The sequence below is a fragment of the Zeaxanthinibacter sp. PT1 genome, from assembly GCF_028464225.1.
Classification (GTDB): domain Bacteria; phylum Bacteroidota; class Bacteroidia; order Flavobacteriales; family Flavobacteriaceae; genus Zeaxanthinibacter.
Genome location: NZ_JAQPCN010000001.1, coordinates 381911 through 405538, shown reverse-complemented (window position 1 = coordinate 405538; position 23628 = coordinate 381911). Strand labels below are relative to the sequence as shown.

General features: G+C 45.3%; 23 protein-coding genes and 2 tRNA genes. 15 read left to right on the top strand and 10 right to left on the bottom strand.

Annotated features, from left to right (window positions below; genetic code table 11):
- Positions 1 to 44 precede the first annotated feature (44 nt).
- Both PP178_RS01785 and PP178_RS01780 read left to right on the top strand, forming a co-directional pair.
- Positions 45 to 1406 (top strand): Gfo/Idh/MocA family protein, encoded by a 1362-nt coding sequence (locus PP178_RS01785; RefSeq protein ID WP_272592589.1) that lies wholly within the window; start codon positions 45 to 47, stop codon positions 1404 to 1406.
- Positions 1407 to 1467: 61 nt separating this feature from the next.
- Positions 1468 to 2298, top strand: a complete 831-nt coding sequence (locus tag PP178_RS01780) for a universal stress protein (RefSeq protein WP_272592588.1) — start codon at positions 1468 to 1470, stop codon at positions 2296 to 2298.
- On the opposite strand, the gene PP178_RS01775 is transcribed toward PP178_RS01780, so the two are convergent.
- Positions 2291 to 3487 carry a hypothetical protein gene (locus PP178_RS01775; RefSeq protein WP_272592587.1) on the bottom strand — a complete coding sequence of 399 codons (1197 nt, stop codon included), beginning with the start codon at positions 3485 to 3487 and terminating at the stop codon, positions 2291 to 2293. The genes PP178_RS01780 and PP178_RS01775 overlap by 8 nt on opposite strands.
- A gap of 203 nt (positions 3488 to 3690) precedes the next feature.
- On the opposite strand from PP178_RS01775, the gene PP178_RS01770 reads away from it, so the two are divergent.
- Positions 3691 to 4977, top strand: coding sequence for an NAD(P)/FAD-dependent oxidoreductase (locus PP178_RS01770; protein WP_272592586.1), 1287 nt, complete (start codon positions 3691 to 3693; stop codon positions 4975 to 4977).
- 186 nt (positions 4978 to 5163) lie between these two features.
- On the opposite strand, the gene PP178_RS01765 is transcribed toward PP178_RS01770, so the two are convergent.
- Together PP178_RS01765 and PP178_RS01760 are read right to left on the bottom strand one after the other, a co-directional pair.
- Positions 5164 to 5313 carry a hypothetical protein gene (locus PP178_RS01765; RefSeq protein WP_272592585.1) on the bottom strand — a complete coding sequence of 50 codons (150 nt, stop codon included), beginning with the start codon at positions 5311 to 5313 and terminating at the stop codon, positions 5164 to 5166.
- A gap of 18 nt (positions 5314 to 5331) precedes the next feature.
- A complete protein-coding gene (locus PP178_RS01760) occupies positions 5332 to 5613 on the bottom strand; it encodes a hypothetical protein (RefSeq protein ID WP_272592584.1) in 282 nt (93 codons plus the stop codon).
- Between the two features lie 244 nt (positions 5614 to 5857).
- On the opposite strand from PP178_RS01760, the gene PP178_RS01755 reads away from it, so the two are divergent.
- Complete coding sequence (locus tag PP178_RS01755) at positions 5858 to 7015, top strand: homogentisate 1,2-dioxygenase (RefSeq protein WP_272592583.1); 1158 nt, start codon at positions 5858 to 5860, stop codon at positions 7013 to 7015.
- Here the strand turns inward: PP178_RS01755 and hutG are convergent.
- The 4 genes from hutG to hutH form a co-directional block, all read right to left on the bottom strand.
- Positions 7007 to 7972: a formimidoylglutamase gene (hutG, locus tag PP178_RS01750; protein ID WP_272592582.1), complete on the bottom strand. Its 966-nt coding sequence runs from the start codon at positions 7970 to 7972 to the stop codon at positions 7007 to 7009. The genes PP178_RS01755 and hutG overlap by 9 nt on opposite strands.
- Positions 7973 to 7985: 13 nt before the next feature.
- Complete coding sequence (locus tag PP178_RS01745; protein ID WP_272592581.1) at positions 7986 to 10004, bottom strand: urocanate hydratase; 2019 nt, start codon at positions 10002 to 10004, stop codon at positions 7986 to 7988.
- A 2-nt stretch (positions 10005 to 10006) separates the two neighbouring features.
- Complete coding sequence (gene hutI / locus PP178_RS01740; RefSeq protein ID WP_272592580.1) at positions 10007 to 11218, bottom strand: imidazolonepropionase; 1212 nt, start codon at positions 11216 to 11218, stop codon at positions 10007 to 10009.
- An 80-nt stretch (positions 11219 to 11298) separates the two neighbouring features.
- Positions 11299 to 12879: a histidine ammonia-lyase gene (gene hutH, locus PP178_RS01735; protein ID WP_272592579.1), complete on the bottom strand. Its 1581-nt coding sequence runs from the start codon at positions 12877 to 12879 to the stop codon at positions 11299 to 11301.
- Between the two features lie 34 nt (positions 12880 to 12913).
- Between hutH and PP178_RS01730 the strand changes: the two genes are divergently transcribed.
- Positions 12914 to 13861 carry a LysR family transcriptional regulator gene (locus PP178_RS01730; RefSeq protein WP_272592578.1) on the top strand — a complete coding sequence of 316 codons (948 nt, stop codon included), beginning with the start codon at positions 12914 to 12916 and terminating at the stop codon, positions 13859 to 13861.
- Between the two features lie 26 nt (positions 13862 to 13887).
- Entirely contained in the window at positions 13888 to 14439 is a 552-nt protein-coding gene (locus PP178_RS01725; RefSeq protein WP_272592577.1) for a nitroreductase family protein, read from the top strand.
- On the opposite strand, the gene PP178_RS01720 is transcribed toward PP178_RS01725, so the two are convergent.
- Positions 14440 to 14958 carry a DUF456 domain-containing protein gene (locus PP178_RS01720; RefSeq protein ID WP_272592576.1) on the bottom strand — a complete coding sequence of 173 codons (519 nt, stop codon included), beginning with the start codon at positions 14956 to 14958 and terminating at the stop codon, positions 14440 to 14442. It lies immediately after the preceding gene.
- Between the two features lie 170 nt (positions 14959 to 15128).
- Between PP178_RS01720 and PP178_RS01715 the strand changes: the two genes are divergently transcribed.
- The 7 genes from PP178_RS01715 to PP178_RS01685 all read left to right on the top strand — a co-directional run bounded on the left by PP178_RS01715 (position 15129) and on the right by PP178_RS01685 (position 19880).
- Positions 15129 to 15608 carry a hypothetical protein gene (locus PP178_RS01715; protein WP_272592575.1) on the top strand — a complete coding sequence of 160 codons (480 nt, stop codon included), beginning with the start codon at positions 15129 to 15131 and terminating at the stop codon, positions 15606 to 15608.
- A complete protein-coding gene (gene ruvC, locus PP178_RS01710) occupies positions 15605 to 16159 on the top strand; it encodes a crossover junction endodeoxyribonuclease RuvC (RefSeq protein WP_272592574.1) in 555 nt (184 codons plus the stop codon). The genes PP178_RS01715 and ruvC overlap by 4 nt, the downstream gene beginning before the upstream one ends.
- Before the next feature lie 399 nt (positions 16160 to 16558).
- Positions 16559 to 17701 (top strand): radical SAM family heme chaperone HemW, encoded by a 1143-nt coding sequence (gene hemW / locus PP178_RS01705; RefSeq protein ID WP_272592573.1) that lies wholly within the window; start codon positions 16559 to 16561, stop codon positions 17699 to 17701.
- 31 nt (positions 17702 to 17732) lie between these two features.
- Positions 17733 to 18488: a cyclase family protein gene (locus tag PP178_RS01700; protein ID WP_272593608.1), complete on the top strand. Its 756-nt coding sequence runs from the start codon at positions 17733 to 17735 to the stop codon at positions 18486 to 18488.
- A complete protein-coding gene (locus PP178_RS01695) occupies positions 18481 to 19104 on the top strand; it encodes a DUF4230 domain-containing protein (protein ID WP_272592572.1) in 624 nt (207 codons plus the stop codon). The genes PP178_RS01700 and PP178_RS01695 overlap by 8 nt, the downstream gene beginning before the upstream one ends.
- 1 nt (position 19105) lies before the next feature.
- Positions 19106 to 19507 (top strand): Dabb family protein, encoded by a 402-nt coding sequence (locus PP178_RS01690; RefSeq protein WP_272592571.1) that lies wholly within the window; start codon positions 19106 to 19108, stop codon positions 19505 to 19507.
- 16 nt (positions 19508 to 19523) lie between these two features.
- On the top strand, positions 19524 to 19880 hold the full coding sequence (locus PP178_RS01685; protein WP_272592570.1) for an MmcQ/YjbR family DNA-binding protein: 357 nt from the start codon (positions 19524 to 19526) through the stop codon (positions 19878 to 19880).
- Here the strand turns inward: PP178_RS01685 and PP178_RS01680 are convergent.
- Entirely contained in the window at positions 19875 to 20975 is a 1101-nt protein-coding gene (locus PP178_RS01680) for a DUF4407 domain-containing protein (RefSeq protein WP_272592569.1), read from the bottom strand. The two genes, PP178_RS01685 and PP178_RS01680, sit on opposite strands and share 6 nt — an antisense overlap.
- Positions 20976 to 21172: 197 nt before the next feature.
- Positions 21173 to 22567 carry a dipeptidase gene (locus tag PP178_RS01675; protein WP_272592568.1) on the bottom strand — a complete coding sequence of 465 codons (1395 nt, stop codon included), beginning with the start codon at positions 22565 to 22567 and terminating at the stop codon, positions 21173 to 21175.
- 245 nt (positions 22568 to 22812) lie between these two features.
- On the opposite strand from PP178_RS01675, the gene PP178_RS01670 reads away from it, so the two are divergent.
- Together PP178_RS01670 and PP178_RS01665 are read left to right on the top strand one after the other, a co-directional pair.
- A tRNA-Leu gene (locus tag PP178_RS01670) sits at positions 22813 to 22894 on the top strand.
- Positions 22895 to 23284: 390 nt separating this feature from the next.
- A tRNA-Leu gene (locus PP178_RS01665) sits at positions 23285 to 23366 on the top strand.
- Positions 23367 to 23628 lie beyond the last annotated feature (262 nt).

Genomic DNA, 23628 nt, shown 5'->3' with positions numbered 1-23628 from the left:
AGATTTTCATAATTTAATAAACTGAATTATTTATCTGATCCGTAATGATAAGCAGAAGAAAATTTGTCAGGAATGGCACCTTGATGGGAGCAGGGATCTATGTTCTCCCGGGAATGCTGCATGCAGCGACCCCTCCCAAAAAAGAAATTCTTAAAGTAGGCCTTATCGGCCTGGGACTCCGTGGTACCAATCACTTAAAAAATCTACTTGCCCGTGAGGATGTCTTAGTAACCGCTCTATGTGACATAGATCCGACCCGTATAGAAATAGCGAAAGAGATGTTTAAAAAAGGCTCTGATTCGCCAAAAATATTTAGTGAGAGCGAGTATCATTACAGGGAGCTCCTCAACCTGGAGGAGGTAGATGCCGTGATCATTTCCACGCCCTGGTTATGGCACACCCGAATGGCTGTAGATACCATGGAAGCGGGCAAATATACAGGGTTGGAGGTTTCTGCAGCCAATACCCTGGAAGAATGCTGGGACCTGGTAGAAGCTCATGAGAAAAGCGGGACTCACCTGATGTTACTGGAGAATGTAAACTACCGCAGGGATATCATGGCGGTATTAAATATGGTTCGGCAAGATGTATTCGGGGAACTGGTACATTTTAGATGTGGATACCAACACGACCTGAGGCATGTAAAGTTCAACGATGGGAAACAACCCTATGGCGGGGGAGTGGAATTTGGCGAGAAAGCGATCTCCGAAGCCCGATGGCGAACCTGGCATTCCGTTAAGCGGAATGCAGACGTGTATCCTACCCACGGCCTGGGGCCTATCGCGGTCATGGCCAATATTAACAGGGGAAACCGTTTACGCTCTATAACTTCGACAGCCACTAAGGGAATTGGGCTGCATAATTACGTGGTAAAGCACGGGGGAGAGCAACATCCCAATGCCAAGGTGAAGTTCAGGCAAGGCGATGTGATCACCTCTACCATAGAAACCACCAATGGTGAAACCATAATCGTTACCCATGATTGTAACCTGCCAAGGCCGTACTCCCTTGGATTCAGGGTGCAGGGGGCCAATGGCATCTGGGAGGTTGATGGCAATCGTATATATATTGAAGATAAATCTCCTGCCCATCAGTGGGAGAACGCCTCGGAATGGTTAGCAGAATACGATCACCCCTTATGGAAAAAATACGGTGAATATGCAGAAGGAGCAGGCCATGGTGGGATGGATTTCTTTGTGCTCCAGGCTTTTGTCGAATCTGCCAAAGCCGGGATAGCGCCTCCTATAGATGTTTACGACGCGGCCAGTTGGAGTGCCGTAACCCCGCTTTCGGAGGTGTCTATTGAGAATAACGGTGCGCCACAGGACTTCCCTGACTTTACCAGGGGATTATGGATGAAAAGGAAGCCTTATCCCTGGATGAATGACTCCTACAACCGGATCTGATGATTATGGTCATGTTCGGGGATATGACTAAAAACTAAATTTGTGTAATAAAATCGACAATATGAAAACTATAATAGTCCCATTAGATTTTTCCGAACAAAGTGAGAATGCCCTGCAAGTTGCTGCTTCTTTAGCCAGGAAACACGATTCAGAAATACTGGTCTTGCATATGTTAGAACTCAACCAGGCCATTATTTCTTCTACGGAAGGGTATTACCAGGAGCATACCGTATTCCTGTTGAAACTTGCAGAAAAGAGACTTTCAGAATTCCTCGATAAACCATTTTTAAAAGGGGTCAAGATTACCCCTGTCATTAAACATTTTAAGGTATTCAGTGAAGTAAACGAGGTTGCCGAAAAACACAATGCTTCCCTTGTGGTTATGGGGTCGCACGGGTCAGACGGTTTGGAGGAACTTTTTATAGGGTCTAATGCAGAAAAAGTAGTACGTCACTCCACGGTTCCGGTATTGGTGATCAAAAAGAAGATTGAAGATTTTCAGCCGAAGACCATGATCTTTGCCAGTGATTTTGAAATGGAATCCGTGCCTGCCTTTAAGCGAGCAAAAGACTTTGCTAAGCTGCTAAACATGGATGTAAAACCGCTATTTGTGAACACCCCGGGGGACGATTTCCTCAGTTCCCGTGAGATATACCAAAAGATTTCTGAGTTTCAATCGGAAGCCGTTTCTGGGGAATCTGTCGAAATATACCAGGACTATTCGGTAGAGCAGGGTGTGCTCAATTTTGCCGAAGATTACAATGCGGACATCATCGGGATCTCTACACACGGACGAAAGGGTTTATCCCATTTCTTCATGGGCAGTATAGGAGAAGATATTGCGAATCATTCCAATATCCCTGTAGTGACTTTTAAAATACCCTCTAAATAGAAGCATTCCAGAATTTGTCCGAGCTGGGCAGATCTTTGTTGTCAGAACCGAAGGGATTAATGTCCAGTTCGGCAAAGAGAAACCATATCGTTGACGAAAGTGCCGGAGATAAATCCGCATGTTCCCAGAGGTAGGCGGCTCCGAATGTCGTGCCCGGGTTTACACTATAAGGCAATCCCTGAGTTCCCGGCAAATAACTGCCTGATATCAAATTATTTTCAATCTCGGACAGGATCTGTTTTTGTTTTCCACGACTCCCGGCCATATTGTAAGCTACTGCAGCTTGCGCCGTCCCTTCAATCCAAACCACATCCCGGTCTGTATCAAAGCAATAACCGGATATCATGGTACCTGTCATGGTGCTTTCCTGGGTGTTATAATAACGATCCAGATTAGCCAAAGAAGCTTCAGGAAAGTCTTCTAAGACCAGGAAACCCAAGGGGTGAAGATCCATCGCGAAATTATAGCGGTCGTCATCAGAACCGGTCACCAGGTCCTGGGTATCTGAGTCCCAACGTTCCTCTTTAAGGAAGTTAAGGATGCCCTTGTGGAAGTCGTCATACCCTTTTACCGCATGGTATGCCATCAGGATTCCTTCCGTTACCTTATGTATTGGAGTTCCGTCATCATTGTATCCCCCACGGATTCCGCCATCAGCGTCCTGTGATTGTCTTAGCCAATCTTCAAGTGCCTGTTGCATGGCGTTATATGTACTATTTCCTGTCTGTTTTTCGTAGTAATTCAATGCGATTAATAACCAGGCATTATCTCCCATCCATCTACGTTCAGAGCGAAGACCGGAAACTCCCCTAGATTGATAGAAACCCCCACTCCCTACTTTAAACTCGGTCTCAAGGCGTTCATTGAAATAATCAAATATGTACTCAGCTCGGTTCACATTACCGGTGTTAATGAACAGAATAGCAGCCAGGGAATTGTCATAAAGAGACACGTAATCTGTATATTCTGCACTTTCTAACAGTCCATTGGGATGCTGCATGCTTTTTACCCACGAGAGGATCTTTGGCTGTGACTGCTGACCATTATTATTTTTTACTTTAGAACCAGAGGTCTTCGCCTCCAGGACTTCATATTCTTTTTCCTGCAGTAGTGGCGACTCCTTTGTACACGAAGACAGTAAAAAGGTTAGAGCCAGTGCAGTGGTTATTATCAATCGTAGGTTATTCATGCGTGGGTGTTTAGGTAGCAGCAGTAAAAATAGCGTTTATCTTCCTGTACCCCTTGAGATTACGACCAATGCACAACTTGAACAGATGAACAACCCCGCGAATTCTTTTTATCCGGAATTCTGGAATTTTGTCTAGTGGATATAGTAGCTGTAAATACATCTAGTTCATATTACTTTAAGTATTTTTATGTAAAAAGTACCCCATGAACATTCCAGCGTCAGAACTTAAAAGAATCGTAATTATTGGTGGTGGCTTTGCCGGTATTAACCTCGCGAAATCCCTGAAAGGACAGAAAGTACAGATCGTAATGATCGACCGGAATAACTATCACACCTTTCAACCCTTATTATACCAGGTGTCTACCGGGGGACTGGAACCGGACTCAATTGCTTATCCTATCCGAAAAATCCTCAAGAAACTAAAAGACTTTCATTTCAGGTGGGCTGAGGTTGAACGGATAGAACCGGAGAAGAAAACAGTAGTGACCAATAAAGGAGAAGTCAGTTATGATTACCTGGTGATGGCCACAGGTACCAGGACCAACTATTTTGGGAACGAGAGTTTTAAGGAGTATTCCATGCCCATGAAAAGTGTCCCCCAGGCTTTAAATATCCGTAGCTATATGTTACAGAATTTCGAAAAAGCCGACGATTCTACAGACCGGCAGGAGCGACTATCCTTATTGAATTTTTGTATTATCGGCGCCGGCCCAACGGGTGTGGAATTAGCCGGGGCATTTGCAGAGCTCAAAAAGAATGTTTTCCCGCGAGATTACCCACATCTTAACGTGGCTGAAATGGAGATCCATCTTTTTGAAGGCACCGATCGTATCCTGCCACCGATGCGACCAAGATCCTCAAGAAAATCACAGGAATTTTTAGAAAATATGGGGGTGACTGTTCACCTGAATACCATGGTAGAGAGCTATGACGGCACGGTATTAAAAACGAACCAGGGAGATGAATTCAGCAGCAGGAATTTCATCTGGACAGCAGGAGTCACCGGCGCTAAAATACCGGGCCTGCCTGAAGAGGCATTGTTAGAGCGATTTAACCGGTTTAAAGTAAACCGCTTTAACCAGGTAAAAGGATTTGAGGAGATCTTTGCTATTGGGGATATAGCCTATATGGAGACTGAGGATTTCCCTGAGGGACATCCACAGGTAGCGCAACCAGCCATTCAGCAAGGAAAACACCTGGCCTCTAATTTTGAACGCTTACTAGGAGGGAAGGAAATGGAGCCTTTCAGCTATTTTGATAAGGGAACCATGGCTACTATCGGCAGGAATAAAGCGGTGGTAGATCTGCCAAGTCGAGGTAGTTTTTCAGGAACTTTTGCCTGGTTGATATGGATGTTCGTGCACCTGATGGCCCTGGTAGGTTTCAGGAACAAGGTAGTGGTCTTTTTTAATTGGGTTTATAACTATATCAACTATGATAAAGCAGCACGATTGATCGTTCGGACCTATAACCGGAAAGGGGAAAGTTGATGCTTAAGTCGGAGAAATAAAAAAGCTTTCCTATATTTGCCGTGTTGTGTTGTGCATCTTAATTAAGGTGCATGGAATGTGACCGGGAAACCGGCTCGGACCAATGAAAGGCTTTCCAAAAAAAATGGGAGGCTTTTTTTCTTTTAAGACCTCCCATTCTTTGATGGCGTAGCACAAGTAGATGTGTTATGCTGTGTCACGTGGTTGGTGATGGTTCTTTTTATCCTTCACCTGGTGATTTATTTCTTTTCCATGTGTTGCCGATTCGTCTATGGCCCGCTCTTCCAGGCTCTGCTTTTTCTTTTGTTCTATTAAGTTCTCATTATCATCTGACATAATACGAAGGTTTTAGGTTTAACTGTCTTTTCTTTCTTCAAGGTTATTCTTTCGTTCTCCTCCCTGGCTGTAGAACTTGTTTTCTTCATCTTTAACCTTGCTGTTATTATCCAGGATGTTTTGTTTGCCTTTGGGGACGTCCAGGTCTTTCCCTGTAAAGTCTACCTGCTTTTCACGCTGCTGTAATTTGCGGTCGTCCCGGGCATCCATACTTAGTCCCTTTTTTCCAAGGGCTTGCAGGTCTTCCTTGGTCACTTCGGGATTGTAACCAGGGTTTTTATTTTCTTTATTCTTTTCCATGTTCAAATCATTTTTATCCTTGCATAAATTACGCTTCGTAAATCAGTATCCCTTGTGCGAATGCCGCAAAAATTGATGCATTTCAAACTAATCCTTCTCTATAAGCTACGGGCTACTATCCATTTTGATCGATTTCATTTAGATTCATAATTATCGTAATTTTAAGCCCCTGCACCTGTTAACCGAAATAGGTTGCGTACAGGAGGATACAAGTGCAGGTAAACAGAACTGTAAACTTTAAACTATGCCACTTTATCATAAACTGGGAAAGATCCCTCATAAAAGGCACACCCAATTTAAAAAACCGGACGGCAGCCTGCATTACGAGCAGCTCTTCGGAACCATCGGCTTTGATGGGATGTCTTCCTTATTATACCATCTTCACAGGCCAACACAGGTAAAAGAAGTCCGGGAGAGCAAGGATGTGAGGCCTAAAGCTGCTGTAGAGCACAATATAAAATCAAGATTATTAAAGGGGTACCAGGTAAAACCCAAGGATGATTTCCTGGAAAGCAGAACTACGGTACTCTTTAACTCGGACGTGCATATTGGCCTGGCTGCCCCGCGTAAATCCATGACAGATTATTTTTACAAGAATGCGGATGCGGACGAATTACTGTTCATTCACGAAGGGACCGGAACACTTAAAACACTTTTGGGTGAAATTCCATTTGAGTATGGCGATTATATCCTGATTCCCAGGGGTATGATCTACCAGATCGAGTTTGATACGGAGATTAACCGGCTGCTGGTGACAGAATCCTACCATCCAATATATACACCCAAGCGCTACCGCAACTGGTTTGGTCAGCACCTGGAACACTCCCCGTTTTGTGAGCGCGATTTTAAATTGCCGAGAAACCTGAAAGCACATGATGAAAAGGGTGACTTTGTGATGAAGATCAAAAAGCAAGGAGAATTACATGAGCTGGTGTATGCGACACACCCGTTTGACGTTGTGGGCTGGGATGGGTACAATTTCCCATACGCTTTTTCTATACATGATTTTGAACCCATAACCGGGAGGGTGCACCAACCGCCACCAGTACACCAGACTTTTGAAACCAGTGCCTTCGTGGTATGTTCGTTTGTGCCCAGGTTATATGATTATCACCCGGAATCCATTCCCGCACCTTACAACCACTCTAATATAGATTCTGATGAGGTCCTTTATTACGTGGATGGGGACTTTATGAGCAGGAAGGGAATAGATAAAGGGTATATATCCTTGCACCCCGCAGGAATACCCCATGGTCCGCACCCCGGAACCTATGAGGCCAGTATCGGTAAAAAAGGTACTGAGGAACTAGCGGTTATGATCGATACGTTTAAACCGTTACAGGTTACCCAGGCCGCTCTTGATATTGATAATGGCGCTTACTATAAGTCCTGGTTACCTTAAGGGTAAGCTATGAATTGTTCTATGTACCAGTGTGGCCGCCAGTTTGGCGGTCTGCTGGTCTATATCAAAAGCAGGATTGAGTTCGGCAATGTCCATACTGAGTAATTTGCCTGAACTTATAATCGTCTTCAGAACCTCCATGACTATATCATGAGAAAAACCTACGGGAGAAGCTGCACTCACCCCGGGGGCAAAAGCAGAAGAGAACCCATCCAGGTCTATGGTCAGGTAGAGGTTTTCCGTCGTATTGATAAATTTTTGTAACTGGCTGATCACCACCTCCCTCCTGTGAATGGAAAAGACTTCTCTCGGAATGATCTCCACTCTTAAAGAAGTTGCAGTTTTAAAAAGGGAACGATCGTTAGAATCACTCCTCACACCCATACACATATATTTAAATGGGAAATTCTGCTCCTTGCTTTCCATTCCGATCTGGTAAAAAGGACTCCCGGAATGATTTCCATTCTCATTGGAACGCAGGTCCAGGTGTGCATCCAGGTTGATGATGCCAATGGTGCGTCTAGTTCCCGTATATCCCAACAGACCTTTAAAATGACCGTACGCCATGTCATGCCCACCACCGATCACTATGGGAAACACCCTTTTTCTCAATAGTGATGTGATTTTCTCCGCGAGTAACTCCTGGGTTTCCTCCAGCTTATTATCCCGGCACTCTATATTGCCCGCATCTACTAAACCGGTATGGTAATGTAAATGGTTCGGGAGTTTGGAAAATTGGCGTCTAAAAGCATCAGGCCCATCCACGGCGCCTGTCCTTCCCTTGTTACGGGAGACCCCGACATCACAGGCATAACCGAGAATTGCAACGGTTTTTTCCGGCAATTGAAGCTCCGGTGACTCAAGATCTACAAATTTCACCTTTTCATGAAGGTAAAGTTGTTCTTCGGACTCGCGTCCCTGCCAGAGCTCAGTCTTGGCCAATGTGTAATTCGCCATGGGTCTTATAAGATTAAAACAGTTTATTCAAAATATCATCATCAACTAAGTTGGGTACAGTAACAGTCAGTTCCGGGCTGCGGTCCATTTCTCTTTTTATCGCAAATAAGGCACCCTTGTTACGCGCCCAGCTTCTCCGTGCAATTCCATTATTTACGTCGTAAAATAACATGCTCTTCAGGCGCCGTGAAGCTTCCTCAGAACCATCGAGAACCATTCCGAATCCTCCATTGATCACCTCTCCCCAACCAACACCACCACCATTATGGATAGAGACCCAGGTTGCCCCCCGGAAACTATCCCCAATAACGTTATGTATAGCCATATCTGCTGTAAACTTACTTCCGTCGTAGATATTGCTGGTCTCGCGATAAGGGGAGTCGGTTCCGCTTACATCGTGATGATCCCGACCGAGAACTACTGCAGCGCTGATCTCCCCGCTGCGAACAGCTTCATTAAAAGCCTGGGCGATGGCTGCGCGACCTTCTGCATCGGCATAAAGGATTCGGGCCTGTGAACCCACCACTAATTTATTATTCTCGGCTTCTTCTATCCAGCGAATATTATCTTGCATCTGCTGACTGATTTCTTCCGGGGCTTCTTTTTGAATGCTGCGCATGACATGGAGCGCTATCTCGTCTGATCGTTTAAGGTCTTCGGGTTTACCCGAAGTACAGACCCATCGGAAAGGGCCAAAACCGAAATCAAAGCACATGGGACCAAGGATGTCCTGAACGTAAGAGGGATATTTAAACTCAGAACCGTTCTCATCCATAATGGATGCACCCGCCCGGGATGCTTCCAGGAGAAAGGCATTACCATAATCAAAGAAATAGGTGCCTTTTTCGGCATGCCTGTTGATGGCATCTACTTGCCTGCGCAAGGATTCTTGTACTTTTTTTCGAAACTTTTCCGGCTCCTCTCTCATCATGGTATTAGAGGCTTCAAAAGTGAGTCCGGCGGGGTAATATCCTCCCGCCCATGGATTGTGAAGGGAGGTCTGGTCAGATCCCAGGTGAACAAAAATGTCTTCTTCATCAAAGCGTTCCCATACTTCTACGATATTACCGATAAAGGCGAGGGAAACTACTTCATTACCACTGATGGCCTGCCTGGTGCGTTTAACGAGATTATCCAGGTCGGTAACCAATTCATCCACCCAGCCCTGTTCATGCCTTTTATGAGCAGCTGCAGGATTCACCTCGGCACAGACCGTTATACATCCGGCGATATTTCCGGCTTTAGGCTGCGCACCGCTCATTCCACCCAAGCCGGAAGTAAGGAATACCTTGCCGGCAGACGTCTCATTAGACTGAAGTACTTTCCTGAAGGCATTCATCACGGTGATGGTGGTTCCGTGTACAATGCCTTGCGGTCCGATATACATATAAGACCCGGCGGTCATTTGGCCGTATTGGGTCACCCCAAGGGCATTATATCGTTCCCAATGGTCGGGTTCGGAATAATTTGGGATCATCATCCCGTTGGTTACCACCACCCGGGGAGCATCTTTAGAAGATGGAAATAATCCCATGGGGTGCCCGGAGTAAATGTGTAGGGTCTGTTCCTCCGTCATCTCGGAGAGGTATTTCATGGTGAGTAAATACTGTGCCCAATTCTGGAACACTGCTCCGTTCCCACCGTAGGTGATCAATTCCTGGGGGTGCTGGGCCACATTAGGGTCCAGGTTGTTCTGTATCATAAGCATTATGGCCGCCGCCTGTGAAGTTTTCGCCGGGTAGTCCTTAATGGGCCTGGCGAACATGGGGTACTCAGGCATAAACCGGTACATATAAATTCGGCCATAGGTATTGAGCTCTTGTGCGAATTCCGGAGCCAGCTCCCGGTGCCATTCCTCTGGGAAGTACCTGAGAGCATTGCGTATGGCCAGTATTTTTTCACTTTTAGAAAGAATGTCCTTGCGGAGAGGTGCGTGAGGAACAGCAGGGTCCGGATACCGGGCCGGAGGAAGTTGTTCAGGGATCCCCTGTTGGATCAGTTGTCGGAATTGCGATGTTGAAGTTTCTGCCATGCTTATTTGTCTTTTGAATCAAAAGAAAGCTCTCCGTCTGTCCATACCATTGAAGGAGTCAGACTTCCCTGCCGGTATAAGATCTCCTGGTAATTGGCAGTAGGGTAAGCGACAAAGTCGGCTTTTTTACCCGTACCGATTATACCCCTGTCGTTGAGCTGCAGGGCTGCGGCTGCTCTGAAGGTAATTCCGGCCAGGACCTCTGCATTGGTCAGTTTTTCAAAAGTTCCCAGGATAGCAGCCTGGGTCAGTAGGTCGCCCATTGGTGCAGAGCCGGGGTTCCAGTCGCTGGCAATGGCCAGCGCAGCTCCTGAATCCAGCAATTTCCTGGCAGGAGTAAATCCGCATCCGAGCCCGATTGTCGCTCCGGGTAAGGCCGTTGCAATCACATCGCTGGCAGCGAGTTTCCTTATTTCGTCTTCGGTACTTGCCTCCAGGTGGTCTGCGCTTACTGCTCCACAATCAATGGCTACCTGGCTGCCACCCACTGAGAATTGGTCAGCATGGACGGTAATGGCGAAGCCTAAATTCCTGGCCTTTTCAAAATATGGCTTTATCTGCTCCGGGCTAAAGGCGCTTTCCTCCACAAAGGCATCCACCCGGGATGCTAGCCCCTCTTCTTTGATTACAGGAAATAAATGTTCAGACATTTCATCGAGGTAGCTTTCTGCTCCTTTATCATAATCTCGCGGCAGCATGTGGGCTGCGAGGCAAGTAGGTATAAGATCGGGGTGAAGATCCGCGGAAGCTCTTTTAATGGCTCTCAGCATTTTCAATTCCTCATTCGCCGTTAATCCATAGCCGCTTTTTACCTCTATGGTAGTAACCCCGTTTGACAGGAGGATCTCCGCCCTTTCTTTTATAAGGGAGACCAGCGAATCTTCACTGGAAGCACGGGTCTGCATAACGGTATCCCATATACCCCCTCCGGCCTTCGCGATTTCCAGGTAGGTTTTCCCGGCATTACGGTAGGCGTAATCCCTTGCCCTGCTTCCGCCAAAGCAGATATGTGTATGAGAATCTATCAACCCGGGAATACAAACGTGATCCCCAGTTAAGGCTTGTATTTGAAAACCTTCTTCCTCAGCCTCTTGTTGAAGGGACTGATAAGAACCTATGCGTTGAATAATGCCTTCGTCAACAATGATCCCGCCATTTTCAATAATATTTAATTGCTCATCTTGCAAAGCTCCTTTAAGTGGGAGGTTTGCCATGGTAATTATTTGCCTGAACGGACCTATTAATTTCATTGGATAATTTCTGTTTATAAATTCGGCAGCAGGAATTACTGCTGTTAAAATACCTCAAATTCAGCCGAATAAGGGGACTCTATTGATAAATTTTCTTTCTCGGCAGCATTGCGGACTAACTGCAGCAGGCTGCCCTCCCGTATCATCTGAATGCCTTTCTCAATATCTTCGGAAAAGACCCTGTCCTTTTCTGCAAATGGAACTTTTTTGCGCAGGGCCCGGTGAACCTCGTCCAATAGTTTTCCCGATTTAAGAGGTTTTCGGAATTCGAACGCCTGTGCCGCAGTCAATAATTCTATAGCCAGGATTTTCTCTACGTTCTCAATAACCTGCAGCGCCTTGCGCCCACTGATAGACCCCATACTTACGTGATCTTCCTGCCCCAGGGAGGTAGGAATACTGTCAGCACTTGAGGGAAAGCATAAACCTTTATTTTCGCTGGCAAGCGCTGCCGTGGTGTATTGTAAGATCATGTAGCCCGAATTGATACCGGTCTCCTTCATCAGTAACTTAGGTACGCCGGGACTGTTTCCCTCCAGGGCGAGGTAAGTACGCCGATCCGAAATATTCCCGATTTCAGAGGCTGCAAGACAGGCATAATCCAAGGCCATCGCCAGGGGTTGACCGTGAAAGTTGCCCCCACTAATGGTCAGCTCGTCATCGATGATTATGGGGTTGTCGGTAACCGAATTCAGCTCGGTTTCCAATAATTCTTTTAGGTGAAGCCAGGCTGCCCTTGATGCGCCGTGCACCTGTGGCATACAACGAAGTGAATAGGGATCCTGCACCCGGTCACAATCTATGTGGTCTTCCATGATCTCGGAATCCTTAAGCAGCGAAGTGATCCGGTGCGCCACGTGTATATTTCCTTTAAACGGGCGCAATTGATGCAATTCTGTATAAAATGGTTTTATGGAACCTTGCAATCCCTCGACCATCATTGCACCTATGATATCCGCCTGTGAGAGACATCGTTGCATCCTGGCAATAACCTTTACGGCATGGGCGGCAATGAATTGGGTGCCATTAATCAATGCCAGGCCCTCTTTTGGACCGAGTTCCAGGGCTTTTATCCCCTTCTTTTTGAATAACTGCTCGGTTGTAAGGACTTCATTCTTATACCATACCTTCCCAAGCCCGATCAAGGGCAGGAAGAGATGCGATAGCGGCGCCAGGTCCCCGGAAGCACCTACAGAGCCTTGTTCGGGCACTATAGGGGTTACATCATTTTCTAAGTGCCATAGTATGCGGTCCAGGGTTTCTTCTGCAATCCCGGAATAGCCTTTGGCCAGGGAATGGAGCTTTAATACCAGCATCAGTTTGGCAATCTCCTTTTCAATTGGTTTTCCCACACCAACACTGTGGCTTTTTAGAATGTTGGTCTGTAGTATCCTGGTCTCCTCCTTAGAAATGCGCGTGGTGCAGAGAGGGCCAAAGCCGGTATTAATCCCGTAGACCGGCTCACCCTTATCGACGATCCGTGCCACGATCTGAGCACTTTCCCTGACTTTTTTACGGGTTTGGGGTGTTAGTTTTCCGCTGATATGCCCGCGTGCCAATGATAGTGCGAGACCGGCACTCAGGTGGTGTTCACCATAATTAAAGCCTTGTTGTAATTCCGCCATGTTTCAATGATTTGTTGGCTTAAAATTATTGATTATGTTTGATAATTACCAATATCAAAATAGTCAACAGTTGATAACTACAAGTAATCATATTGAACTGCGACACCTGCGTTATTTCCTGATGGTGGCCGAGGAGTTGCATTTCAGGAAGGCTGCAGAAAAATTATTTATCTCACAGCCCGGGCTTAGCAGACAGATCGGCCAGTTGGAGGATTTGGTCGGGACCCCTTTATTTGACAGGAATAAAAAAAAGGTGAGCCTGACCAGGGCAGGGGAGTACCTGAAAGAAGAGGTGGAATTTCTGCTCAACCATATTGAGGTCACCACTCGTCAGTTGAAATTGATCGGGGAGGGGCAGTTAGGAGAAGTACGGATCGGTTTCTTAGGATCTGCCATGCAGCAGGTGATCCCTGATTTGCTGGTAGAGCTACAGCAGCAGTATCCAAATATCAGGACCAGCCTGGAGGAATTGTCTAATAATGCCCAGTTAAGTGCAATTTTAAAAGACCGGTTAGACATTGGCTTTGTCCGCCTGGCCAGGGTGCCGGAGGGATTAAAATTGAAACCCGTATTCGAGGATACGTTTTCATTGGTGCTCCCGGAAGATCATTGGTGTGCTGTGGAAACATTCCGTGATATTGGACAGTTCGCTGAAGAGAATTTTATTCTTTTTGCACAGGATTACAGCCCATTGTATTACGACACGGTGATGAGTATCTGTGAACAGCAAGGATTCAGTCCCAGGGTATCCCATAAATCGGTGCACGCACAGACCATTTTTAAACTGGTAGAGAATGGACTTGGAATCTCTATTGTACCTACTTCCCTGCAGCACGGGTTTAACATGGGTGTAAAATTCATAGAACTGAAAAGCATACCTCAGAGAGCGGTACTCTCTGTTATCTGGAAAGAGGATAACCGGAACCAGGCTCTGGACCAATGCTTAAAGTTATTATGGCCAGAGAATGTAAGTGGGATGTAGTATTTTTATAACCGAAAAAAATGTGTATGATATTTGATTTGATCAGGAACAGGAGATCGGTATTCCCGGACCAGTATAATGGTAAACCCATCGCCAAAGAAACAATAGAAAAGATTTTGGAAACGGCGAACTGGGCTCCTACTCATAGAAAGACAGAACCCTGGAGGTTCAAAGTGATGACAGGGGACAGTCTTGAAAAGTTAGGCGTATTCCTCTCGAACAAATACACTGCGACTGAAGACCGCCCGAAGAAGATAAAAACCCGGAAACTACTAGAAAACCCTCAAAAGGCTGCGGCAGTGATCGCCATCTGTATGCAGCGCGATCCTGCAGAAAGCCTTCCCGTTTGGGAAGAGGTTGCGGCAACCGCGATGGCCGTGCAGAACATGTGGCTGGCTTGTACCGAAATGGGAATAGGGTGCTATTGGAGCTCTCCCGGGCTGATCCGGTATATGGATGAATTCTTGCCGATGGAGCAAGGAGAAGAATGCCTTGGGTTCTTCTATATGGGGTATTATGACGAAGAGCTGGAGAAAGGGAGCCGGAATCCAATCGCCGGGAAAGTACAATGGCTGTAACTAGCTGAAAAAATATGGGAATAGAGCCTCACGATATTCCCAGGCTTTGGAGATAAACAATCCCAGAAAAATTACACTGACCAAAAACTTCAGGAAGGTCCCGGTGAGAAAACCGAGAAAGGATCCGAATGCCGCTTTTAAAGCAGTTTTTTGATCGGCCCTGTTCAGTAGCTCTCCGACCAAGGCTCCGATAAACGGCCATATGACGATCCCGAAGATCCCGAGTACGGGGAATACGATGGCAATAACCAGGCCAATAGTCGTCCCTATCATACCGGCACGACTCCCGCCGAATTTCTTTGTTCCCATAACAGGGATAGCATAGTCTACCACGAAAACGGCCAGGGCTACCAGGCCGGTAATGGTCAAAAACCACCAGTCTGTAGGAATGGCTTCGGTCAGGGATAAGATCAGCAATCCCACCCATCCCAGTGGCGGGCCGGGGAGCACGGGTAGAAAGCTTCCGACAATTCCACCGAGTATTAATATGAATCCTAAGATCAGGAATAGTATATCCATTGTAATGCTAATTCGTCTTGGCTCTAATATAGGCAGGATTTTACATCTTAAGGAAATGGATGAAAAGAATTAAAGATCATGTTATGCTAGTACCTGCAAATTGGAATCCTTGCGAAGCATTATAGGTGGTTCTTTAAAAAGTCGTAATTTTCCCCGGTAAAACAACCGGAATGCGCAAGTTGGGGATCATTATTTTTTGTGGGCTGCTTTCTTCCTGTGCCTGGTTTGAATCCCCGGAGGTGCAAACCCAAAAAATGGTAGCTGCAGAATTAGAGAGTATCAACTGGAACGATGTGGACCAGTACCCACTCTTTCTCGATTGCGACGAAACCGTGCCCAAAGCCGTACAGCGCGCCTGTTTTGAACGTACCCTGCTAAAACATTTCTCCGAGATATTAAGCGAGTTCGAATTTGAACTGGCCAATGATGTTGCCGATACCCTCTATGTGGATTTCCTGGTAGATAAGACCGGTGCCATCAGTGTTCTTGATATGGAAGAGAATGCTGCAATCCGCAACCAGATTCCGGAATTTAACGGGGTCATCATTGAAAGCCTTAAAAGTCTGCCTAAACTTGAACCGGCTCTGAAAAGAGGAATACCTGTCAGTGCGAAATTCCGGGTCCCCATCATCTTAAATACCAAACATTGAGTACTGAAAAGATCATATTAGGGATAGATCCGGGAACTACCATCATGGGTTTCGGGATTATTCGTATCCAGGGAAAGAAAATGGAGTTTGTGCAGATGAACGAATTATTGCTGCAGAAATATTCGGACCCCTACACCAAGCTTAAATTGATCTTTGAACGTACCATTGAGCTCATTGACACTTACCACCCCGATGAGATCGCTATTGAAGCCCCTTTCTTTGGTAAGAATGTGCAGTCCATGCTGAAACTTGGTCGTGCCCAGGGTGTAGCAATGGCTGCCGGGCTATCACGACAAATCCCGATCACCGAGTATTTACCAAAGAAGATAAAAATGGCCATTACCGGAAACGGGAATGCCAGCAAGGAGCAAGTGGCTAAAATGCTGCAAAGCACCCTGGGTCTGAAAGAGTTGCCTAAAAACCTGGACAGTACAGATGGCCTTGCTGCAGCGGTGTGCCATTTCTATAACGAGGGTAAAATTGATACGGGAAAAGGCTATTCCGGCTGGGATGCTTTCGTAAAGCAGAATGAAAAAAGGGTTAAGAAGTAGGCAGTGCACCCTATTTTTATTTTATAAACATAAAGCAGTAAATTCTGGACAGCAAGTCGTGATCAGGCCTTTTATATTAGGGTAAACCCAAAGTCTGTTTATTTAATACTAAACTGCTTGTATTCTGCAGTAGCCTCGAATAACTTAAGACCGGGGCGGGGTTAAGAACCCCGGCCTCACGGTATCGATTGCTTTATATACCGAAGGCTTCTGAAGAAAAAAGGGTCAGAACATTATTTATTTCAGAAAGTAAGTACTGACAACCAATCGAGAAGAAGGTAAGTGCCGTAATCCTTACCTTTGTACTCAGCAAGGTAACTTTGTCCCCTTGTACCTATGTCCCTCCCGCCCGAACGTGCCGTTCGGTACGGGCGGGTTGTACCTTTGTCCCTGTATAGAATGAGCGGAATCTACATCCACATCCCTTTTTGCAAGCAAGCTTGTCACTACTGCGATTTTCATTTCAGTACTAATACCAAGCACTTGGAAAGTATGGTTGGAGCGCTACAGAAGGAGTTGTTGTTGCGTAAAGATGAACTGGGAAACAAGGAAATAAAAACTATCTATTTTGGTGGGGGAACACCCTCCCTACTGGGAATTGAGGATTTGGACCGTATCATAAATACGGTGCATAAACACTTCCCCGTTTCTGCCGAACCCGAAATAACCCTGGAAGCTAACCCGGATGACCTGTCCTCAGCTAAGGTAAAAGACCTGGCACACTCACATATTAACCGTCTCAGTATTGGTGTACAGTCTTTTTTTGAGGAAGACCTGAAGCTGATGAACAGGGCGCATAATGCCGAAGAGGCAAAAAGATGCCTGGAACTGGCTTCCGACTATTTTGACAATATTTCTTTGGATCTCATTTACGGTATTCCCGGAATGGATATGGAGCGTTGGGAGCGCAACCTGCAAACTGCCACCTCTTTCAATATCCCTCATATTTCCAGTTATGCCCTGACCGTTGAACCGCGTACCGCGCTTAAGCACATGATTGAGAAAGGCCAGGTTCCCCCGGTTAATGATGAAGCTGCGGAAAGGCATTTTAAACATATGGTTGGTTATTTAGAACATAGAGGCTTTGTACATTACGAACTGTCTAATTTTGCTATGCCCGGATATTTCTCAGAGAACAATTCGGCCTACTGGCTGGGGAAACACTACCTGGGTATAGGCCCTTCTGCACATTCCTATGACGGGCAAAGCAGGGGATGGAATATCCGTAATAATACCAAGTACATCAAAGCAATTCAAGAGGGGGAATTGCCCATTTCGATAGAAGAGCTTAGCAAACGGGACCGGTATAATGAATACGTAATGACCGGCCTGAGAACTATCTGGGGGGTGTCGATTGAGAAGGTTGCTACAGAATATGGATCCTTATACAAGGATTATCTTATAGAACAGGCAGAGAAACTGATACGATTAGAATTGGTGAAGCAGACCGATAATACCCTGCACGTGACTTCTAAAGGAAAATTTTTAACCGACGGAATTGCAGCAGACCTGTTTATGATTAACTTGAAAGACAATTCCTGAAAAACACCTACTGTAAAGAATGAAAAACCAAATGATAGCCAGTATAAAACTAAATAAAAGAGAATTTAAGGTAAACCTGAATGCGCCTTTAGATCTGTCTATCCCGATTCGGGGAACAGGAAAAAATGTGAATGCCTGGTATGCCGATCCACCCAAGATAACCCCTTATAAGGAAGGTGAATTTGTCGCGAGTGTCAGTGAAGGAGCATCAATCAATTTTAATGATATTTATTTTAATCCCCATGCTCATGGAACCCATACGGAAACAGTGGGGCATATTACCGCTGAATCCTATCCTATCAATAAACATTTAAAAAAATTCTTTTGCCTGGCCGAGGTTATTACCATTGCTCCGGAAGGACACGGTGAAGATCGTTGTATTTCAAGGGTTCAATTGGAGTACGCTTTAAAAGATCGCGACTGTACTGCTGTGGTGATCCGTACTTTACCCAATACAGGACAAAAAAAGACCAGGCACTATTCGCACAAAAATCCACCTTACCTCCTCGAAGATGCCACACGTTATCTGGTTGAGCGCAATGTTCAGCATTTATTAATCGACCTTCCGTCTATCGATAAAGAAAAAGATGACGGTGCCCTGGTTTCCCACCGGGCATTCTGGAACATGGAAGGGAAGAAACGCGTGGATGCAACAATAACTGAATTTATATATGTCCCCAATAAGGTATTGGACGGGACGTATTTGCTGGAGTTGCAGACCGCTGCTTTTGAAAACGATGCAGCTCCGAGCCGCCCGGTCTTATATAAAATACTGAAGGATGAATGATGTACTGGAAATCTTTCTGGGGCTTGCCCTAGGCGCGATCCTGATGTACTGGATCTTCTCCTATATCAGGAGACGAAGTCGACGGGAATTGACCCAGCACCAGAGTACGGTGATCCTTGAAAAAATAAGGAGCGTCTGCAAGCTGATCACGGTGGAAGGTGATTTTGCCGAAATTTATAGGTATGAAAATACCAGGTCCCGTTTTATGAGTATGATCAGCAGTAAGAAACGTGCCCTTATCGTCATCAAAGCAAAGGCCCAGATCGGCTATGACCTTAAAAAATTATTCATGCATGCCGATAACGAGCGAAAAAAAATAATTTTAGAAAATTTCCCCGCACCGGAAGTGCTGACCATTGAGCCGGAACTGGAATTTTATGATATCAGGAACGGCATATTTAATGCGTTCACCCCCGATGATCTTACCTCGCTTAACAAAGAGGCCCGTAAGCACATACTGGAAAAGATCCCGGAAAGCGGACTGATGGAAACAGCCAATAAAGAGGCCCTGGAAGCCGTTCTGCTTATTGAGAAGATTGTAGAGACCATTGGTTGGACTTTAGACTACAGTGCATTGGAGTTTAACAAGAAACAATTAAAAAATAAAACCGACTAAAATGAAAAAACTATCAATTACAATATTACTCCTGTTTTTTGCTTTCAAAGGATTTGCGCAGGAGATGGATGCCTCCCGCAATTTTGACCCTTCCTTTGTACATACCGTCTTTTTCTGGTTGAAGAATCCGGACAGTAGTGCGGATCGTGCAGATTTTGAGATTGCATTGGCTACTTTACTCAGGGATTCAAAATTTGCCAAGACCAATTTTGTAGGGGTGGCACCAAAGGCGACAAGGGATGTGGTAGATGATTCATTTACCTACCAGCTAACCCTCACTTTTGAATCGGCCGAAGCCCAGGAAGGTTACCAAACGGAGGTAGCACACCTCAAATTCATTGAGGATGCGTCCTCCTTATGGGAAAAGGTTGTCGTATATGATGCCCAGGGGGCCGTTCAATAATTAATATCAAGTAAAGGTGAATATAGAAAGTTTCAGGGAGTACTGCATCTGTAAAAAAGGAGTTACAGAAGAGCTTCCTTTTGATGAACATACCCTGGTGTTCAAAGTAATGGGGAAGATATTTGTCTTTACACCTTTGGAGCGTTCCCCACCGCAAGTGAACATGAAATGCGATCCCGAAAGGGCTATTGATCTTCGCGATCGGCACGCTGGTATTATCCCGGCCTTGGCCTACTTGGATAAACGGCATTGGAACACCCTTTACCTGGATCAACTCCCAACGCAATTATTAGAAGAACTAATTGATCATTCCTATGATCTTGTGGTAAACAAGCTCACAAGGAAACAAAAAGACGAGCTCTTCGGTTTATAAATTCTTGACTTGTAATTTGTGAAAACTGTCTGCTTGCAGGCGCATTAACTCCTCTGCTTTTTGCTTTTTATAAGCAAATATTGCCTCCTCCTCAGCAATCTCTGAATAGATCTTATGATTCAGTGCAGTGTCCGTGGCCAGGATGTGTTTGCGCTCATTGACTTTCTGGGCTACCCATGTCGCAACAATAGATTCTTCCTCTTCAATTTTCAGGTCGTAAGGTCCTTTTGGAGCTAACAGCTTAACCAGGATAGGAGAGGTTTCTATGGCCAGGAATAACAGGAATATAAAGAATGACGGGAACCAGGGTAATTCGGATAAAGCATTGATCCTTGCCATTAACCCGTCAAAGCCATCAATAATGGGTTGTGAATTGGTTACAGCAAGCTGGTATGTTGTATTCAGCCTGTCTATTTCGGCTTCAGCCGCAGCAATTTTATCGGTATTGGTATTCCTCAAGGCTTGTAGATCAGCAAGGGATGCATCGTGTTTTTCACGTTTTTCCTTATATACCGGGCCTTTTCCTATGAGTTGTGTACCCTGCCGCCCTTCGGCTTCAGCAATATATGTGTCGTATAAGGCATTCGTGCTGCGTTCTTTCTCCACTACCTCATTTTTTAAAGCGGCAATTTGAGTATTGAGTTCTTCAATAGCTGGTTGATATTGTAAAGCGATCTGGTCTTTATTGGCTAAGGTGAGCGAATTCTTTTGCTCCAGTAGAACCTGGTTGATTTCCTTTTCAAAAATCTTCATCTCCAAGGGTTTAGAAATGACAACCGCAATGATTATAGCTAGCACAATACGAGGGCTAGCCTGTAGTAATTCCTTCCCGAAATGATCCCGTTTTTTCAGCGTAGAGACAATAAAACGATCCAGGTTAAAAATCAGCAGTCCCCAAAGGAAGCCGAAAAAAATAGCAGAATATACATTGTCAAATACGGTATAAAGAGCATAGCTGGCGGCAATAAAGGCCATAAGGGCTGTAAAGAATACGGTAGCCCCGATTCCGGCGTACTTATTTTTTTCGCCCTCTGAACAAGTTTCTAGGATATGGGTATCTGCCCCGGAGCAGAGAATAAAGAACTTTTGAATCATGATATGGTGTTTTTTGATTGATGATGATGTATACGGGTACAACTGTGAATTCTGCGTTTTGGTATGTGATACCCTTTAAATTTTACTGATCCTTAGTGTTTTAGAGGGTCTGGATCTGGTCATAAATTATTTGGGATATTACGTGAAAACAAAAAAAGCCGCAACAGCGGCTTTTTATATCGACGGAAGAAAGCAGTTTATTCAGCTTCAGACATCCTGGTAAAGGACGAATAGAAATGCGGGATGGTTTCTATGCCTTTCAGGTAATTCTTTATCCCATAGTGTTCGTTCGGAGAGTGTATAGCATCGCTGTCTAAGCCAAACCCCATTAGTATGGTTTTGCTATCGAGTTCTTGTTCAAACAGCGAAACAATGGGTATGCTCCCTCCACTGCGTTGTGGGATCGGTGTTTTTCCAAACGTAGTTTTATAGGCTTCGCTCGCCGCCCGGTAACCTATATGATCGATAGGGGTAACATAAGCCTGTCCCCCGTGATGAGGTGTTACCTCTACCTTAACCCCTTCCGGGGCAATACTTGTGAAGTGTTTTGTAAAAAGTTCTGTGATCTCTTGCCACTCCTGGTCTGGCACCAGGCGCATGGAAATTTTTGCAAAAGCCTTACTGGCAATAACGGTTTTTGCACCTTCCCCTATATAGCCTCCCCAGATCCCATTTACATCCAAAGTAGGGCGAATAGAGTTTCTTTCGTTAGTGGTAAACCCTTTCTCTCCATAGACGTCTTTAATATCCAGGTGATTCTTATAGGCTTCCAAACTGAATGGAGCTTCGGCCATGGCACGTCTTTCTTCTGCAGACAGTTCATGGACCTTATCATAGAAGCCGGGGATGGTAATATGGTTATTCTCATCATGGAGCGAAGCGATCATTTTAGCCAGGATATTGATAGGATTGGCCACGGCTCCGCCATAGAGTCCTGAGTGCAGATCCCTGTTAGGACCGGTCACAGCTACTTCGACATAGGAGAGTCCGCGAAGACCAGTTGTGATTGACGGGACATCTGGTGCGATCATGCCGGTGTCTGAGATCAGGATAATATCATTTCGCAATTTCTCACGATTCTCCCTCACGAAGGTGACCAAACTGGGACTGCCTACTTCTTCTTCCCCTTCGATCATGAATTTAACATTGCACGGGAGGTTGTTATTCCTTACCATGTATTCCAGGGCTTTCACATGCATGTACATTTGCCCTTTGTCATCACAGGCCCCCCGCGCAAAAATAGCACCTTCCGGGTGCAGTTCAGTTTCTTTGATCACAGGTTCAAAGGGAGGAGTGTCCCAAAGATCCAGGGGGTCTGGTGGTTGCACATCATAATGACCGTAAACGAGGACTGTAGGAAGGTCCTGGCCTATAATTTTTTCACCGTAGACAATAGGGTATCCCGAAGTTTCACAGACCTCTACCTCGTCACAACCGGCTTCGGAAAGGGCGACGGCAATGGCTTCAGCGGCATTGATTACATCTTGGGAATGTGCAGAATCGGCACTTACGGAGGGTATTTTTAATAAATTGATTAATTCATTTATAAAACGTTCTTTGTGTTCCTGGATATAGCCTGACGGGTCTTGCATAGGTTTTTAATTGTTTATCTTTTAAAAATAGAAAAGAACATTGGAATTTTAAAGAGGAAGTATTTTTAAATTCAAAAATTACTATATATTTGCACTCCCTTAGCAAGTCTGGGGGGATTTGTTGCAGGCGTGGTGGAATTGGTAGACCCGCCCGAACGGCGTTCAGTCGGGTGGGCACGCTAGAAGTCTAGCGTGTATCGGGGATACATAATAAGATTAAGCATCGCAACATTGAAATAGTTTATGCAGGCGTGGTGGAATTGGTAGACACGCTAGACTTAGGATCTAGTGCCGAAAGGTGTGAGAGTTCGAGTCTCTCCGCCTGTACAACGTAAAAAGCTCTTCTTAGTGGAAGGGCTTTTTTTATGTCCTGAACCGAAGGAGTTAGGAGGGACGAGAAGTTTATCCCGAGCGTAGACAAGGGAAGTTTCTCCGCCTGTATAACGTGAAAAGCCCTTATAAGCAGAAGGACATTTTTTACGTTTGCTATTACGGAAATCGGGAGAACGGTTATTGATCCTATGATATGCTCTGATTTTGGCAGAGAGATGCATCAGGCGTTGAATCAATATTCCTATGGAAGGTTTTTCATTCTCATGTGCGGTAAAGAGGTATTTTGGGAAAACTCGTCAATGTAGTTGTGGTTACTCCAGATAGAAATCCTTTTGCATAAAAAGATGGGATATTTTAAAAAATGATTAAATTTGCAGCGGATTTGCAGGTGTGGCGGAATTGGTAGACGCGCTAGTTTCAGGTATTAGTGGAGCAATCCGTGGAGGTTCGAGTCCTCTCACCTGTACTTCAAAAGCTCTCTTTAACAGGAGGGCTTTTTTTATGGACATATACGAAATGGTTTTAGGTCAAGAGAGGACGAGAACTCGCCTGCCGATAGGCAGGGCCTGTCCCGTGAGCTTCGCGATACGGGGATTCCTCTCACCTGTACTTCAGAAGCTCTCTTTAACAAGAGGGCTTTTTTTTATGCCTAAAAATAAGGTGGTGAGTAAGCAACTGCAACGCACATACCAAAAATCACGCACCGTCAATTATATTAAAGTAAACTG